Origin of the sequence: Hungatella sp. SL.1.14, assembly GCF_024460495.1 — a bacterium.
GTDB classification, from domain to species: domain Bacteria; phylum Bacillota; class Clostridia; order Lachnospirales; family Lachnospiraceae; genus Hungatella; species Hungatella hathewayi.
Window position 1 is genome coordinate 1 of the sequence record NZ_JANFYJ010000446.1, and the last position, 294, is coordinate 294.

Genomic DNA, 294 nt, shown 5'->3' on the forward strand with positions numbered 1-294 from the left:
GTTGTTGTTGTTGTTGTTGTATGGTTTTTGTTTTTTTACTAGTGGAGCCAATACACAGCCCAAATTCTTGTGGGAGGGAGAGGGGGAGGCAGGGAAGCGCGCAGACTTCTCATTTCCTCGGCGGCAGGAACTAAAGCCAGAAGGCAGGAAAAAAGGGCGGATCGCTGCAAACTACGGAGAACTCCTGAAGGACTTCTCCTCCGTATGCGCTCGAAAGTTGGCTTTGAGGCCAACTTTCGCCCCCCTTTTTTCCTGCCTTCCGACTTAAGTTCCTGCGAGCCTCGGAAAAGGAAG

General features: G+C 51.4%; 1 protein-coding gene. It reads left to right on the forward strand.

Annotated features, from left to right (window positions below; translation table 11 throughout):
- Positions 1-268, forward strand: a 268-nt coding sequence (locus NE473_RS31765; RefSeq protein ID WP_256265694.1) for a hypothetical protein, incomplete at its 5' end; no start/stop codon positions are given.
- Positions 269-294: the final 26 nt, after the last annotated feature.